A 14579-nucleotide genomic window follows, 5' to 3' on the forward strand; every position below is an offset into this window, starting at 1 on the left:
CCTTAAAGGTCGTCGATATCGTTAACGGAAGTATGATCACTGGATACGATGCCGACTGTGCCTAGGTGATATTTACGCTTTATGGGTGTCAAAGACATGCGACCCTTAAATTCAGTGACCGAAACCTTAAGTTGCGTCCAACCGACTCCAGCGATTTTCAGATACCCCTGGCGATCCGGTAGCTGAGCGATTTCGCTAGCCAAAACTACACGTTTTGTTTCCTGAACCTCTGTGCTAGATACGCTGTTCCCACTACGGGTGTACTGGTCCCGTGTGACTTCAGTCTCACCTATTGTTCTACTCAGGTAGTCGGCAGTTTCAGGGTCTGGCGTGCGTAGAATTGCCGTATGCCCCACACTACCCAAAATACTGAGTGCCTCATCTCTTCCGTAAATACTGAAAAGTTGTGAAATATTTTGGATACCCAAAACCAGGCCTAAACCATATTTCCTGCCCCTGGCAAGAGCCTGGCTAAGAATCTCTACTTTACCAAGGGACGCCAGCTCATCCAGAAAAAACCAGATTCGACGGTCACCATCAGGCTCAAGACTCAATGCAGTTCGGGTAAGAATATCAATCCATGCAGTGCGCAATGACGCGGTGGCTGAGCCAGTTTCATCGTCATAGACGACCCATAACCAACCTTGGCAGTGGTCGTCGGTAAGCCACGCTTTTAGACTAAAATCAGCCTCCCCCGCGTTTTCATCCAAGTAGCGCAGCGGCTCCATATAGCTGCTAAGAATACTCAATACATTGCTAAGCATGCGCTCTGAGCCTGGCTCAAAAAGTCGCTGCGAGGATGTCCCTTGCAGCAATTGCTTTAGCTCATCGACTGTTGCTGATTGAGCATAAAAAATAATATCGGAGTTTTTTCTCTCGCCAGTTTCCCACACTTTCTGCAGAATATTAGATAGTAGAGTTCGAGTGTAGCTATTCCATGTGGCGGCCTCCCCTTCTCCCGATGGGATGAGCACATTTGCCATTGACGTGCAGTCTTCTGGACCTGCAATATCGGCGAATGGACTCCACCGCTCTGTTTCCTCGGTGCTGACAGACAGTACGCAGTCTCCCTGACGACCAAACTGGCTGTACAATTCACCACCAACATCGATAGCCACGACTCGATCATTTCTCTTGAAAATACAACCGAGCATTCGTTTTATGATTTGAGTTTTACCCGTTCCAGGCTCACCAAGTAGCGCTAATGAGCGCGTCTCCAAAGATTCAGGCAATGGAAGGCCACCAATAAATACCGGAATACGTGCGGCCATTTTTCGCAACTTTTTATGGATAGTATCGATGGGAATAATAACCGAACCTCTAACAAAACTATTCCCCCGTGTTAGATACAGGTAGATCAGCAATAGCGCCCATATAGGAACCACTGCCGCCACGGCTGATGTCCACGCCACCCAATCAGACCACCCCTCTGCAGGGTAAAGACTACCTCCCCACCATGTCGATACATTGTGCGCACCCTCTAACCACAATGTACGGACAATGTACGTACCTAATCGGTACTCGGTGACCTCCTCCCAGAAAAACAGCGAATGAAAGCGCGCCATCCACCAAACTGCCCCACCAAGGATTGTTCCCATGACACAAATGAATTTGTCAGTCCGCCAGCTGAGCCATACCCCTAATATGAAAACAACCAAAGAAATGGACTGAATTACAACAACTTGGGACACATCTATATTCATGATTAAAGCTCCTGTGAATTTAAAAAGTGCTTTTTAATCCACTGATCAACAGACCTCTCTGTCCACCCCTGGATTTTTGACCCTGGAAGCTGTATCGGCTCCGGGAAACGACCATCCCTAACAAAGCGCCAGAGAGTAGTACTGGATACCCCTAAGCGCTCACAAACATCAGACCGGCGTAACAATATTTCAGGCATTTTCATATCTCCTATTTAGCTTTCTAGAAATGCTTCAACAGCACAAACAGGCTACTATTCAGTATCTATATGCTTGCTATAAAATGTTTGAATTACAGAAAAATCGAAGAAGAGGACGATCCGCCATGGGCTCAAAACTTATGACACTTAGCGATGAAACCCGAGACCTTTTTCTAAAGGAGGATATTCCTTATTCAGGGTTTCCATATCCTGAGGAATATTTTGCTGTTTTGGTTTATTTAAACGAAGAGCATAAGCGGTTGAAAATGTCAGGAAGAGAAGCTGGAGGATTTACAGAAGAAACCCAAAAATCCAGAGGAAGAAGTATTGCCATATGGACTCAACTTAAGGGCGTTCCGATATCCTTCAGCCACAAGCATTTACTAGAAACTCTTGGAGTAGAAAACGATTTAGGAATGCTCATAAAAGTCGCAGGCAAAGGGGTGGTTCGAGAAGCCGAAGAGAAGCTTAGAACCCTCTGTAAACACGCAGAATATTTTGACGAGAAGCACGATCTTAACAATGCCTGCTACTTACTCGCCGATATTGATGTATTTCTGAAAATCAGAAAAAATACTAAAAACTTGAAGTATGATGATTTTGACACCGAAACTGAAGACTATTTCTGCAACTACTGCCATAGACTCAGAACTATAAAACCCGATTTCTGCAAGCACCACAATTCCCAAAGCTCCGGATACAACACTTTGTATAAGCAGATTAATAGTGCCTTTAAGAATCTTGGCAATATAAAAGCTACTAACGAAAACAAGCCTAAGAGATTAGTAGCCTGGGCCAGAAACCACCCAGCAAGCAAAAAAATAAACGCTGAAATCGAGATCTTGAAGAATCAGTATGACCTGGAAGAATGGAGCGACGACAATATCGATATTATATTCGACTGCTTTAATCTTCTCTACAAAAACGACCATTCGAGACACTTAGCTAAGTCCCCCTCACTCAGAACAACCCCCAATAAATGGTCAAGTGATAGAGTTATCGAAATAATTAATGAATTTCTTGACACTGAATATGAAGTAGCAATTGATCCATTTTATTTCCTTGCGTCAGTTAAACGAATGACTTATTTCGCACTAATTTCAGATGCAGCGAAGGCCAGTCCAGGATTAGCAAAACCTAGATTCAACTACTCTTTGGAAGACTCAGGACGAGCATGAGAAGATGGTTGGCGACTCACCCAAACACCTTCTATTCAGATCCGTTCGAGCCTGTCGGCCCATTTTTGCAACCAAACTCGGCTTTCCCGCTCATACCCGTGCAGGTCATAGGTGCCTTCAATGCCACTCCGAGAATGGCCGAGTATTGCCTCAGCGACCTCGCTGGGGCAGCCCAGCCTAGATAAACCTGTACGTACAGTACGGCGCAAGTCGTGTGGTGACCAGTGGTCAATATCGAGCATTCGGCCGGTTTCACGCAGACGCCAGGCTTGCTCAGTAAGCGTTTTTTGTTGAATGGGGCGTCCTGTTTTTTGGCTTGGAAACAAATACTCACCAGTTGTGAGCTTTAACTGCTTAAGAAACTCTATCGCTTGGCGAGGCAGCTGTACGTACCGCTCGACTCCGGTTTTGGTCTCCCTAAGATGCCAGGCACCCTGTTCTAAATCGATATCCGCCCAGCGAGCGTTGCAGACTTCACCAGTCCGACAGGCCGTCCATAGTGTAAACCGAAGCACATTTTTCTGTGTAGGCGTAAACACGGAACCTGGTAACCATTGTAGAAACCTGGCTAATTCCTGATCGGACAACACACGGCGCCCGCGATTAGACGTGAGCTTTATCTTGGCTTGGCGCAAGCTGTTTTTGGCTAAAAAGGCGGGATTAGCAAAGCTTTCGTCGAATTTTTCTAGGCCAATTCCATACTCATAGGCTGCACAGAGTTCCCGCAACACGTTACCTGCCTGGACATTTGAACCCCGTTTCACGATGTCCATAACGAGGTTGACCACCTGGCGGCGGGTGATGCTTTCCGCAGGAAAGTTACCCAGAACACGCACCGCATCGCCATAGAGCGTTCGGCGGGTCTCTGCCTGGCCCTTACGTTTACGGGCACCGGGCACCACTTTTTTCCCCACCCTGCGGTCCTCGATATGCTGAGTGAGATATAAATCCACTAACTGTTTGACTGTCATACTTGTGGAAAGAGCTCTCTCTTCCCTAGCCTTTAAGGCGAGCTTGCGCTTTTGCTCGAATGCCGGGCAAACACCTTTCTTTCTCTGGGACTTGAGATCTTGCAGTGCCAACCTGGCCTCAGCTAAGGATAGTTCAGGGAAATGCCCTATTTGGAGCTGTACGAGTTTTTTGGATAGCGGACTGGTGTACCGGTAGTAGAACGATTTGGTCCCACCGGCACCACAATGGACCCGGAGCCCTCGGTTTTCACCTGTATCGGCCAGGTCTTTGTCACCTGAGCGCAAGGCTTTAATTTGAGCCGAGCTAATTGGTTGTTGGGATTTGGTCATATCTCTGGCCTCAGGCACTGCATGTCAGTATCCTTACACGCTTAATTTGAACTGCCGTGGCTTCATTTCTGTAGGTTGTTTCGAGAAAAAGTGTAGGCCTCCTAACAACCTACACTTTTACCTACACTTTTTGGTGCAATTTCGTGAAAAACCTACACTTTTCATGAAATTGCATGAAAGCCACAATTAAAATATTTTTCTTTTAAAATTATACACTTATATAGAATTTTTCCCAGTATGAGCAACGCAAAATCAGCCCAGCACACACCCATGATGCAGCAGTACTTAAAGATCAAGGCAGAGCACCCCAATGAACTGGTGTTTTACCGGATGGGCGACTTTTACGAGTTGTTTTTTGACGATGCCAAGAAAGCGGCCGAGCTGCTAGATGTGACCTTAACCGCGCGGGGCAAGTCCGCTGGCGAGCCGATTCCCATGGCAGGCGTCCCCTACCACGCCGCCGAAAGCTATCTGGCGCGGCTGGTGCGTGCGGGCGTGTCGGTGGCTATTTGCGAGCAAATTGGCGACCCGGCCACCAGCAAGGGACCGGTCGAGCGCAAAGTCGTGCGGGTGGTAACCCCCGGCACCGTTAGTGACGAGGCCCTGCTGGATGAACGCCGCGATAACTTATTGGTGGCGGTGCACCGAGATGATGAAACCTACGGCATCGCCTCGCTGGATATTGCCAGCGGCCGGTTTTTGGTGTTGCAGGTAGATGGGCTAGACGCTGCCAGTGGCGAGTTGCAGCGTTTAAACCCGGCGGAGCTGTTAATCAGCGACGAACTGGATTTGCCCGAGATTACCGAAAACCGCAAAGGCGTGCGCCGCCGGGGCCCCTGGGAGTTTGAGCTGGAAACCGCCGAGCGCTTGCTGACCCAGCAATTCGGCACTCAGGATTTATCCGGCTTTGGCTGCGACCACTTACAAACTGCCATTGCGGCGGCGGGTTGCCTGCTCAGTTACGCCCGCGAAACCCAGCGCACCGCCCTGCCCCATGTGCGCACTCTGGCCCACGAAAACCGCGATGAGGCGGTCGCCATGGACGCCGCTACCCGGCGTAATCTGGAGATTGATTTAAACCTGACCGGAGGCGACGACAACACGCTTTTCTCTGTGCTAAACAAAACATCTACTGCCATGGGTTCGCGCTTGCTGCGCCGCTGGCTAAACCGCCCATTGCGGGATATGCCCACCCTGATTGCGCGGCAAGACGCAGTGGAAACCCTCGCTACCAATTACCGTTTCGAGCCCGTGCGCGACAAGCTAAAACGCATTGGTGATATGGAACGCATTTTGGGCCGCCTGGCGCTGCGCTCGACCCGGCCCCGGGATTTGTCCCGCTTATTTGTGTCGCTGGCCACCTACCCCGAGCTGCAGTCAGCACTAAATGAATGCCAGTCGCCCCGGCTGCAACAATTGGCCGACAGCATCAGCACTTTTCCGAATTTGGTCGATCTGCTGGATCGCGCCATCGTGGAAAACCCGCCGGTAGTCATTCGCGACGGCGGCGTGATTGCCGAGGGCTATGACAGCGAGCTGGACGAGCTTCGCGGCATCAGCGAGAACGCCGGGCAATACTTGGTGGATTTGGAAACCCGCGAGCGCGAGCGCACCGGCATTAATACCCTGAAAGTTGGTTACAATCGCGTTCACGGCTACTTTATTGAGCTGACCCGCGCACAGTCGGACCAGGCCCCAGCAGATTACATTCGCCGCCAGACACTTAAAAACGCCGAGCGGTTTATTACCCCGGAGCTAAAAGAATTTGAAGATAAAGCGCTATCGGCCAAAAGCCGCGCCCTGGCCCGGGAAAAAGCGCTGTACGACGAGTTACTGGAACTGTTAAACCAACAACTTATCGCCCTGCAGGATTCGGCCGCGGCGGTGTCCGAGCTGGATGTATTAAGCAACTTTGCCGAGCGCGCCGGACTATTGGATTTAGCCAAACCCGGGCTGAGCGAAGTACCGGGTATTGAAATACACGGCGGTCGCCATCTGGTGGTGGAGGATGTGCTGGACGGCCCCTTTGTGCCCAACGACCTCAACTTTACCCGCGATCGCCATATGCTCATTGTCACCGGTCCTAATATGGGCGGTAAATCGACTTATATGCGGCAGACGGCACTGATCGTGCTGCTGGCCCATGTGGGCAGCTTTGTACCCGCCGCCAGTGCCAAAGTAGGCATGGTTGATCGCATCTTCACCCGTATCGGCTCGTCCGACGACTTGGCCGGGGGCCGCTCAACCTTTATGGTAGAGATGACCGAAACGGCTAACATTCTGCACAACGCCACCGAGCGCAGCCTGGTGTTGATGGATGAAATCGGCCGCGGCACCAGTACCTTTGACGGTCTGGCGCTGGCCTGGGCCTGCGCCCGCCATCTCGCCGAGAATCTGCGCGCGTTTACCCTGTTTGCCACCCACTACTTTGAACTGACCGAGCTGCCCGACACGCTGCCCGGCATTGCCAATGTGCACCTGAACGCGACCGAGCATAAAGACAGCATTGTGTTTATGCACAAAGTACAAGATGGACCGGCCAGTAAAAGCTATGGGATTCAGGTAGCGCGCCTGGCGGGTATTCCCGACAATGTTTTGGTTCAAGCCGAGCAGCAATTAACCAGCCTGGAGCAAAACCATATTGTCACCGACCAGGCGGCGGTCCAATCGCCCACACCTACTCAGCCCACAGCCCCCCAGGCCGCTGCGTCGCCCATGCAAACCAGCTTGTTCGACAGTGCGCCCCACCCGGCGGTTGAGGCCCTGGATGGTCTGGATCCGGACGATATGACCCCCAAGCAGGCACTGGAGGCTCTGTACCGGTTAAAATCGCTGTAAATAAAAACGATTTTCAATCGCGCAAAATAGCTTGACGAACAAGGGGTTAGAGACACTCTTGCCCCTACCAAAACTTGCAAATACTGGTAAAATGCCCCACTTTTAAAATGATTGGTAACCGTGGAGTCACGCAATGACATTCGTAGTTGGGGATAACTGCATTAAGTGTAAACACACCGACTGTGTGGAAGTTTGTCCGGTCGACTGCTTTTACGAGGGCCCCAATTTTTTGGTGATTCACCCGGATGAGTGTATCGACTGCGCCCTGTGTGAACCCGAGTGCCCGGTCGATGCTATTTATTCGGAAGACGAGCTGCCCGAAGGCCAAGAGGTTTACTTGGAGTTGAACGCCGAGCTCTCTGAAGTCTGGCCCAACATCACCGAGAAAAAAGACGCCCCGGCCGACGCCGAGGAATGGGATGGCGTAGAGAACAAGCTGCAGTACCTGGAACGCTAAGCGTCCCACCGGCAGCCATAAAAAAACCGCGCTTGGCGCGGTTTTTTTATGGGCAATACTTCCGGTTTTTTACATTTGTGCACCGAACAAGCTTTCGCTGTTTAAGCCCTGGCTTTCCAGTATTTCGCGTAAACGCCGCAGAGCTTCTACCTGAATTTGGCGCACGCGCTCACGGGTTAGGCCAATCGCCCGGCCAACTTCCTCTAAGGTGCACACCTCGTGGCCGCGCAAACCAAAGCGGCGCGCTAACACCTCACGCTGTTTCTCGCTCAGGTCGTCCAGCCAATGATCCAGACTGGCGTTTAAGTCCGAGTCCTGCATTAAGGCGGCGGGATTAGAGTCCTGTAAGTCGGCGATAGTATCAACCACAGCGCGATCCGATGAGCTGCCAATGGGTACATCCACCGATGTGACGCGCTCATTCAAACCCAGCATTTTTTCCACATCTTTAACGGGCTTATCCAGCATGGTGGCGATTTCATCGGCGCTGGGCTCATGGTCAAGCTTTTGTGTCAGCTCGCGCGCGGCGCGCAGGTACACGTTAAGCTCTTTCACCACGTGAATGGGCAGGCGAATCGTGCGGGTTTGATTCATAATTGCCCGCTCAATGGTCTGACGAATCCACCAAGTGGCGTAAGTTGAGAAGCGAAAGCCGCGTTCCGGGTCAAACTTTTCCACGGCGCGGATCAGACCGAGGTTACCCTCTTCAATTAAGTCCAGCAGCGCCAGACCACGGTTTACGTAGCGTCGCGATATTTTCACCACCAGGCGCAGGTTGCTTTCAATCATGCGCTTGCGCGATGCTTCGCAACCTTTGCGCGCCTTGCGCGAGAAGTACACTTCTTCTTCAGCGCTTAACAGCGGCGAAAAACCGATTTCGTTTAGATAAATTTGGGTGGCATCAAGCGTTGAGCTTTCGGCGGCGAGCCGCTCGTCAGCGCTCTTGCGGGTGGGGCGACGCTTATTGGCCGCCTGGGTGGGCTCTTCTAAAACGATTTCCTCGACGTCGCTGTCGAGCGTCTGTGCGATAAGGTTGTCATCGCGATTATCGATTGTTGCTGTTTCCCTGTTTTGTACTGGCATGGCAAGGTCCCCTTATTGGTCCTTTCCGGCAATTACCTCTTGCCGACCTTTGTCAACTCAAGCGGTACTTGTATAGCTACTTCCTGTAGGTTTCATTTTAAAGACAGTGTCGCACTAAGTCTGTAAATTTGTTGCTAGCGTTTGGGCAAATACGTTAGCGGATTTACGGGCTTACCATCGCGCCTTATCTCAAAATGCAATTTCTCTTTATCGGTACCGCTAGAACCCAGTTCGGCAATTTGCTGACCGGCTTTAACGCTTTGCCCCTCTTGCACCTGCAAAACCCGGTTGTGGGCGTAGGCGCTAAGATAGGTTTCGTTATGTTTTACGATCACCAATTTGCCGTAACCTCGCAGTCCCGTTCCGGCGTAAACCACACGGCCAGCGGCAGCTGCAACTACAGGCTCTCCCAATTTTCCACCGATATCAATACCTTTATTTAAACCATTCGACGCACTAAAGCCCGCCAAAACCCGACCCCGTGCAGGCCACTGCCAGGAAACCGGACCGCTAGGTAGTGGTGCCGATGTCGGCGAGGTGGCCGGAGGTGTTTTATTTTCAGAACGGGGCGTCCTGGCCACTTTGGGGGGAGGCTTGGGCCGAGACGTCTGAGAAGCAGACGGTTGAGGCGCGGGGGTTGATGTAACCGGCTGGCGCGAGGCAATCGCCGGTGGCGGCTTGCGCTTAGAGCTATCGTTTACATCCAGGCGCAGCTGCTGTGACGCGTAGATGGTATAGGGCGAACCAATGCCGTTGTGGCGCGCCAGCTGGCGAAAATCCAGGCCGTAGCGCCAGGCAATACTGTAAAGGGTTTCACCGGGTGAAACCCTGTGCACAAGAATTTTACGGGTGGGCGGTTGGTTGCGCTCTGCCACTTGCGCGGGCGGAGGCGAGGCGCAAGACACGGCCAAAAGCGTGTTCAGAATAACGAACAGCTTGATTAGCCGCCATCTTGTCGTTCGCCACACTGCCAACATTCAGGGCTCCCGGCTCCGCAATTGATAGCCCCCAAGCTTATGTAGATTTGCAATTAAAGCGTGGGGGTTATTATAAATTTATCTTAACTGGGTCGAAAATAACGGTATTTTACCGACTCAGGTAATAGTCACAAAAACCATTATGAGTCGCTGTTTTCGCGCCGTCCAAACCACTCTAAAACCAGTAACAGCGCGGCCCCGAGCGCGGTGCACAATAGCACCGAAACCCAGCCCGAGGCCTGTCCTGTCAGGGCTTGATAAGCCCAGGGCCAGACGTTTTCTTGTACCAGCGGCACCTCCTCGCCATGGCGATTGATGCGACTTTCCAGAACATGCTTCCAGGGCCAGACAATCACCAGCGAGCCGCCTAAAAAACCGGTTAATACCGCGAGCGTAGGGCGACGAAAGCGCTGAATAAGCCAATACAACAAATGCGAAAACACCAACAAGCCGGCGATGCAGCCGCACAAAAACAACATCAGGATTTTAATGTTCAGCTCGGTTACAGCCCCGACAATAACCGGGTACATCCCCATAATCAGCAGTAAAAAGCTGCCCGAGACGCCGGGTAATATCATGGCGCAGATAGCGATGGCACCCGCCCCCAGCACGGTGAAGGCATTCACCGGCACATCCACAGGCTTTAACACGGCCACTAACAGCGCGGCCAAAATGCCCAGCGCTAGCGCCACCAGGGTTTGCCCGTGAAACAAATCCAGGCGCCTGGCCAAATACAAGGTCGAGGCCGCGATAAGCCCGCAGAAAAATCCCCACACCTGCAAAGGGTAGTGCAGCAAGGCGAGTGAGATAACGTGGGATAAGGCGGCAATACTGAATAAGATGCCGCCAAACAGGGCGAGCAAAAAATTGCCATCTACCCGACGCCAAACTGCGGTTAAACCCTCGCGCTTTAGCAGCGGAAACAATGCGGGGGTAAAAGATTTGAGGGCCCGCAAAAAGCGCTCGTAAATACCGGTAATAAACGCAATGGTGCCGCCGGAAACGCCGGGCACTACATCGGCCGCCCCCATGGCCATGCCTTTAAGAAAGACAAGCAGGTAGGTTTTTACCGCGCCCCACCCCATCAGCGAGTGGTCCCGGATAACAGGGGCACAAATTTAACCGGCTCGAGCTCTTGGGTGATAAATCGGTCGCTGTCGCCATCGCGAATCACAAGGTGCAGGTATTGCTGCTGCCCGCCCACGGGAATCACCAGCACCCCGCCCGGGGCCAGCTGTTGCTTTAACTCGTCGGGGACAAATTGCGGCGCGGCAGCGCTCAATATGCCGTCAAAGGGCCCCATGCTGGGCCAGCCAAAGCCGCCATCGGCGTGGGTCAGCTGCACATTGCGCAGCCCCAGTTCGCGCAGGCGTTGGCGGGCTTTGTCTTGCAAAGGTTTAATACGCTCGACGCTAAACACCTGATCCACCAACTGCGCCAGCACGGCGGTTTGATAACCCGAACCCGTGCCAACCTCAAGCACGCGCGAAAGTTTGCCGCCAGCTGCGGCCAAAAGCACCTCGGTCATACGCGCGACTACATAGGGCTGAGACAGGGTCTGGCCGTAACCGATGGGTAAGGAGGAATCTTCATAGGCACGGTGGGATAGCGCTTCATCCAGAAACAGGTGGCGTGGTGTGCTGCGAATGACATCCAGCACCTTATAGTCACTGACCCCCTGATCCATTAACCGCTGTATTAGCCTTTCGCGGGTGCGCAATGACGTCATGCCCACGCCTTCAACGATAAGATTACTCACACTACTGTTACCCCATGTGCCGACTTAACCGCCTGATGAGCCCATTGGCAGGCTCTGGCAGCTTTTAGTTGATTAGTGCCGGATTTTTTGTGGGGCTCACTATAGCATAATCGGCTCAGTTTGGAGCTCCAGCAGCTCGCGCAGAACCGCTGTGGCATAGGCCCCCACGCCCAGGGCAAAAGCGAGCTGTAAATCATCCCCCAACCACTGCCAGCTCAGCTGCTGGGGCAAGCTGACCAGCGCCCGCCGATCCTGCTTAAGGCCGGTAAACTCCAGCGGTTCCAACCACGGCTTCCAGGGGGCTAAAGCCTGCTCTTCTAAAGCCAGAGCTTTGTCATCGCTAAGCGCTCTGCCTCGGCCCCACAGGGGTCCGGTGGGGGCACCATCCACTAAGACATCGCCGGGCAAGGGGGTACGCCAGCAGCCTTGGTCTATACGCGCGGCCAACACCTGGTTAAACAAATAGCTGCGGGCGGAGGATAAATACAGCGAGCGCTTGTGCCGATTTTTGACTTTAATACCCTCGATCAGCATACGATTGGCGGCCGCAAGGTTGCCACCGTCAATGCCAAAGCGCTGTTCACCAAAGTAATTGGGCACGCCCTGGCGGGCGACAGTTTGCAAACGCTGCTCCAGCGCGTCGCGTTGAGCCTGCACCTCGCGCAGCACAATCACAAAGCGGTTGCTTTTATGCTGGCCGCGACGCAGCTTTTGGCGGTGGCGCTCAACCGCCAGCAAAGTAACACTCTCGCTGTTCAGCGCCTGCCAGTCAGGCTCGTCGCCCTTGGGGAAATAGACGCTAAACCACTGCCGGGTCACCGCGTGGCGGTCCTTCAGACCGCAGTAGCCCACATCGCGGGTTTCTACGCCGGCCAGTCGCGCAATGTTGCGTGCCAGCCACTCGGTATTATCGCCGCGTTTTTCAATATGCAGATAGACATGCTCACCCGCCCCATCACACGTAAAGCCCAGGTCTTCATCCACATAGAAGTCTTCGGGCTGGGCGCGAAACTTTGCATGGCCCAGCGGTTCGCCGTGGGCGCGGGGAAATACTAGGCTGTAATCACTGCTCATAAAGGGGCCAACAAGACAACGGCTTCGGCGGCAATGCCTTCGCCGCGACCGGTAAAGCCGAGCTTTTCAGTGGTGGTGGCCTTAACATTCACCTGCGATACCGCGCTGTTTAAATCGTTGGCAATGGCCTCGCGCATAGCGCCGATATGCGGCGCCATTTTGGGGGCCTGGGCGATTATGGTCATATCCGCATTGCCCAGCTGCCAGCCAACGGCGCGAATCTTTTGATACACCAGGCGCAGCAGCTCGCGGCTATTGGCACCTTTAAATTGCGGATCAGTGTCGGGAAAGTGCTTGCCAATGTCCCCCAAACCGCACGCGCCCAATAACGCATCGCACAGTGCGTGCAAAAGCACATCGCCATCGGAGTGGGCCACCAGCCCCTGAGTAAACGGTATCACCACGCCGCCAATTACAATCTTATCGCCGGGGCCGAATTTGTGGACATCAAAGCCCTGTCCTATTCTCATACGGATAGTTCACTTAACTGTCGAGTTAAAATCATATCGGCCAGAGGTAAATCCTCGGGCCGGGTAATCTTAATGTTGTCGCGCTGCCCCTCCACCAGTCGGGGGGCAAACCCCGCCCATTCCATGGCGCTGGCCTCATCGGTAATCGCCGCGCCCTGGGCCAGGGCACCTGTGATGGCCCGGTGCAGCTGGGCCAAATCAAATAACTGAGGGGTTAAGGCCGCCCACAACAGTTGCCGGTCTAGCGTACTAGCAATGCAAGCGCTAGGAGTCGCCTGCTTGACGGTATCGCTGACCGGGGCCGCCAATATTCCCCCGTCTTCGTGCGCTTGACTTAGCAGTTGCGCAATATCGCCGGGGCGTACACAAGGGCGTGCGGCATCGTGCACCAGCACCCGTCCCGATGCGCCCTGCCCCTTTAAATAATCCAACCCCGCCAATACCGAATCGGCCCGCTCCCGTCCGCCGGCGACGGTCACAATTTGAGGGTGATTTGCTAGCGCGAGCGAGCGCCAATAATCATCGTCGGCGGCCAGCGCGACCACAATTTTTTGCAGGCCAGGCACCGCTAACAATTTGTGCAGCGTCTGCTCAATCACGGTTTTCCCGGCCAGAGGCAGGTATTGCTTGGGAATTTCGCCGCCCATACGCCGACCGATACCGGCAGCAGGCACAATGGCGTAAAGTGCTGTGGATGTCATGGGTGGTTCACTGAGGCTTGCGGGTCATAAAAAAGGTTTCGCCTTCTTTTATCATGCCCATATCGCTGCGCGCTCGCTCTTCGATGACGTCCAAGTCATTTTTAAGGTTTTCAACTTGTACCGCGAGCACCCGGTTGCGATCTTTTTGACGAGCATTTTCATCTTGCTGGCGGGCAATTTCCTGTTGCAGACGGGCGCGATGAGCGTAGCTGCCCTCTCCCACCCATAAGCGATACTGCAGGGTCAGAAAAATCGCGATTAAAATTGCCAGCAACCATTTCATAGCGGGCAGTTTAGCGCAGAGGCCCGCGACTGACTACAGGAGCCCGCATTATTAGAGACGCCCTACAAGCAAATCGGGCCAAGTGGTATAATAGCTCGCTTTTTACTCACACTTACCTTATGGCCAAAAAGAAACCCGAAGTACGCATCAACAACTGGGGTATTTACACTCCCTGGGACCACTCCAGCAAAGAACTGCCGGAAATTGTTAAGGTCACTCACGATATTCCCTGTGAAGTGGGCATTGAGTTTGGCTATATCGTCAACATTAAAAAGGCCAAAAACCGCAAGCTGCAGTACTGCATTTACCACCCCGATATTCCCGATGAAGACGGCAAACCGCTGGCGCCCTTTGCCGGTGAGGAATACATTCGTCAGAACGACTGGAACTTTTTTATTGGCGACACCATTTGGGAGCCCATTGAAAACAAAGCCGGCCCCTGGCGTATTACCCTCGCCATTGACGGCGAGCTGATCACCGACAAAACCTTTCAGATGTTTGTACCGGAATAAAAAAGGGGCCGCATTCACGGCCCCTTCAGGTTTAATGCTACCTCCC

General features: G+C 53.0%; 15 protein-coding genes. 4 read left to right on the top strand and 11 right to left on the bottom strand.

Annotated features, from left to right (window positions below):
- Positions 1–2 precede the first annotated feature (2 nt).
- Positions 3–1703: a type IV secretion system DNA-binding domain-containing protein gene (locus tag M6D89_RS06650; protein ID WP_253967238.1), complete on the bottom strand. Its 1701-nt coding sequence runs from the start codon at positions 1701–1703 to the stop codon at positions 3–5.
- A 2-nt stretch (positions 1704–1705) separates the two neighbouring features.
- Positions 1706–1906 carry a helix-turn-helix transcriptional regulator gene (locus tag M6D89_RS17455; protein ID WP_418930340.1) on the bottom strand — a complete coding sequence of 67 codons (201 nt, stop codon included), beginning with the start codon at positions 1904–1906 and terminating at the stop codon, positions 1706–1708.
- Between the two features lie 119 nt (positions 1907–2025).
- Here M6D89_RS17455 and M6D89_RS06655 point away from each other — a divergent pair, with 119 nt between their 5' ends.
- Entirely contained in the window at positions 2026–3078 is a 1053-nt protein-coding gene (locus M6D89_RS06655) for a hypothetical protein (protein ID WP_253967239.1), read from the top strand.
- 35 nt (positions 3079–3113) lie between these two features.
- Here the strand turns inward: M6D89_RS06655 and M6D89_RS06660 are convergent, their stop codons facing one another.
- Positions 3114–4379: a tyrosine-type recombinase/integrase gene (locus M6D89_RS06660; RefSeq protein ID WP_253967240.1), complete on the bottom strand. Its 1266-nt coding sequence runs from the start codon at positions 4377–4379 to the stop codon at positions 3114–3116.
- A 237-nt stretch (positions 4380–4616) separates the two neighbouring features.
- Between M6D89_RS06660 and mutS the strand changes: the two genes are divergently transcribed.
- Together mutS and fdxA are read left to right on the top strand one after the other, a co-directional pair.
- Entirely contained in the window at positions 4617–7217 is a 2601-nt protein-coding gene (gene mutS, locus M6D89_RS06665; RefSeq protein WP_253967241.1) for a DNA mismatch repair protein MutS, read from the top strand.
- Between the two features lie 133 nt (positions 7218–7350).
- Entirely contained in the window at positions 7351–7674 is a 324-nt protein-coding gene (fdxA, locus tag M6D89_RS06670) for a ferredoxin FdxA (RefSeq protein WP_253967242.1), read from the top strand.
- 69 nt (positions 7675–7743) lie between these two features.
- Here fdxA and rpoS read toward each other — a convergent pair whose 3' ends face one another.
- The 8 genes from rpoS to M6D89_RS06710 all read right to left on the bottom strand — a co-directional run bounded on the left by rpoS (position 7744) and on the right by M6D89_RS06710 (position 14021).
- The gene (gene rpoS, locus M6D89_RS06675; RefSeq protein WP_253967243.1) at positions 7744–8757 is read right to left on the bottom strand and encodes an RNA polymerase sigma factor RpoS; all 1014 of its coding nucleotides are present in this window, start codon (positions 8755–8757) and stop codon (positions 7744–7746) included.
- Positions 8758–8891: 134 nt separating this feature from the next.
- Positions 8892–9734 carry a peptidoglycan DD-metalloendopeptidase family protein gene (locus tag M6D89_RS06680; RefSeq protein WP_253967244.1) on the bottom strand — a complete coding sequence of 281 codons (843 nt, stop codon included), beginning with the start codon at positions 9732–9734 and terminating at the stop codon, positions 8892–8894.
- 140 nt (positions 9735–9874) lie between these two features.
- The gene (locus M6D89_RS06685) at positions 9875–10819 is read right to left on the bottom strand and encodes a DUF368 domain-containing protein (RefSeq protein ID WP_253967245.1); all 945 of its coding nucleotides are present in this window, start codon (positions 10817–10819) and stop codon (positions 9875–9877) included.
- Positions 10819–11463, bottom strand: a complete 645-nt coding sequence (locus tag M6D89_RS06690; RefSeq protein ID WP_253967708.1) for a protein-L-isoaspartate(D-aspartate) O-methyltransferase — start codon at positions 11461–11463, stop codon at positions 10819–10821. Before M6D89_RS06690 ends, M6D89_RS06685 begins: the two co-directional genes overlap by 1 nt.
- A gap of 129 nt (positions 11464–11592) precedes the next feature.
- Entirely contained in the window at positions 11593–12567 is a 975-nt protein-coding gene (truD, locus tag M6D89_RS06695; protein WP_253967246.1) for a tRNA pseudouridine(13) synthase TruD, read from the bottom strand.
- Positions 12564–13037, bottom strand: a complete 474-nt coding sequence (ispF, locus tag M6D89_RS06700) for a 2-C-methyl-D-erythritol 2,4-cyclodiphosphate synthase (protein ID WP_253967247.1) — start codon at positions 13035–13037, stop codon at positions 12564–12566. Before ispF ends, truD begins: the two co-directional genes overlap by 4 nt.
- Positions 13034–13738, bottom strand: a complete 705-nt coding sequence (gene ispD / locus M6D89_RS06705; protein ID WP_253967248.1) for a 2-C-methyl-D-erythritol 4-phosphate cytidylyltransferase — start codon at positions 13736–13738, stop codon at positions 13034–13036. Before ispD ends, ispF begins: the two co-directional genes overlap by 4 nt.
- Before the next feature lie 7 nt (positions 13739–13745).
- Positions 13746–14021: a septum formation initiator family protein gene (locus tag M6D89_RS06710; RefSeq protein WP_253967249.1), complete on the bottom strand. Its 276-nt coding sequence runs from the start codon at positions 14019–14021 to the stop codon at positions 13746–13748.
- 119 nt (positions 14022–14140) lie between these two features.
- Between M6D89_RS06710 and M6D89_RS06715 the strand changes: the two genes are divergently transcribed.
- Positions 14141–14533 (top strand): DUF3859 domain-containing protein, encoded by a 393-nt coding sequence (locus M6D89_RS06715; RefSeq protein WP_253967250.1) that lies wholly within the window; start codon positions 14141–14143, stop codon positions 14531–14533.
- Positions 14534–14579 lie beyond the last annotated feature (46 nt).

Source organism: Gilvimarinus xylanilyticus (assembly GCF_024195295.1).
Classification (GTDB): Bacteria; Pseudomonadota; Gammaproteobacteria; order Pseudomonadales; family Cellvibrionaceae; genus Gilvimarinus; species Gilvimarinus xylanilyticus.